This window comes from Streptomyces pseudovenezuelae (genome assembly GCF_029892565.1).
Classification (GTDB): domain Bacteria; phylum Actinomycetota; class Actinomycetes; order Streptomycetales; family Streptomycetaceae; genus Streptomyces; species Streptomyces pseudovenezuelae_A.
Window position 1 is genome coordinate 1 of record NZ_JARXVH010000077.1, and the last position, 1,486, is coordinate 1,486.

Consider the following 1,486-nt stretch of genomic DNA (forward strand, 5'->3'; position numbering starts at 1 on the left):
TGAGTTTCCTGAGTCAACCTCTATGCCGCCAAGGGCTCTTCAGCGGCTGTGCTGACCTTGTTGTTGGCTTGGTGGATGGAGGGGTCGTAGCAGGCTCCGTCGCGCCAGCAGGCCCACATCACACGGAGCCAGGCGCGGGCCAGGATGCGGATGGCGTGGGGGTGTCGCTTCTTGCGGGCTCGGGCGTCGTTGTAGATCTTGGCGGCCCAGGTACTGCCGTGCCGGCTGTTGTCGGCGAAGGCAGTCAGGGCGACGCGGGCTCGTCGGTTGGTCGCGTAGCGGAAGGCGACCGTGCGGGACTTGCCCGAGGCGCGGGTGACGGGGACAACACCGGCTTCGGCGATGAGCTGTTCGCAGGTCTGAGCACGTTCCAGGATCGGCCCGATCTCGCCGATGACCTGGCCGAGGCTGACCTTCCCGATACGCGGCATGGTGGCGAACAGCGGTGCGTAGGGGTGGGCTTCGGCAGCCTCCGTTATGGCCTTGTCCAGGGTGCGGATGGTCGCGCGTATGCCCTGCACCAGCTGGACCTGGACGAGGACGAGCTGTTCCACGACGGCTTCGCCGAGGCGGGAGGCGGCCTCCGGGGCGGCGCGCAGGCGTTCGATGAGGACGCTGCCGGGCTTCTTGCCGGAGTAGCCGCGGCGTTTGCACCAGGCTTCAAGCCGTCCCGCGGTGAGCTTGGCTGCCTTGGCCGGGGTGGGATACCGCTCCAGGAAGGCCACGGCGATGTCGCTGTCGAGGTTGGCGAAGACCGCCTTGCCGCCAGGCCAGTGCATGTCCAGCAGCGCGGCGAGCTGGTTGACGGCTGCGACGCGGGCCTCGACGTGGTCGGCGCGGGTCCGGGTGAGGGCCTGCAGGTCCATGGTGGCCTGGTCAGTCGGTTGCAGACGGGGCAGCAGGTGACCGTCGGTGCGCAGGTAGTCGGCGAGCTTCATGCTGTCGCCCGCATCGGTCTTGGCCTTGGAGGCGCCCCAGCGCGGGCGCATCGCGTGAAAGGCGTTGGGGTGCACCGGCACCACCGGATGGCCGGCGGCCAGCAGCCGGTCCACGGCCAGGCCGCGGGTGGTCTCGATCGCCACCGGCAGATCCGCCGGGGCCCCGTGCTTGCGCAGCCGGGCCAGCGTCGCTGTGAACCCTTCCTCGGTGTGGGCCAGTTCCCACCGGTCGATCCGCTTGCCGGACCCGTCCATGACGGTCACGTCATGGGTCTCGGTCGCCCAGTCCCATCCGATGAACACGAGGTGCGTACTCCAGTGCCGTGCGCGGGGCACCTGCCCGGTGGTGAGGTCGTCTGCCGGGAGCTCATTAATCGGCCCTCTGCGGGGCGTGTCCCTGAAGCCGATCAGACGGCCTCGGCCCGGCGGGGCTGGCGGAACTCACGCTGGCCGACGAACGGCTCGCACTACTGGCCATGCACCCACCGGGACCGAGAGGTCACAACCCTACTCGTGAGGGCTGCAGAAAGGATGGTCCTCTAATGAGC

At 69.0% G+C, this 1,486-nt stretch carries 1 protein-coding gene; it reads right to left on the minus strand.

Translation table 11 applies throughout. The annotated features are described in order from the left end of the window. Positions 1-20: 20 nt before the first annotated feature. Entirely contained in the window at positions 21-1,241 is a 1,221-nt protein-coding gene (locus tag M2283_RS51510) for an IS110 family transposase (protein ID WP_280883566.1), read from the minus strand. Positions 1,242-1,486: the final 245 nt, after the last annotated feature.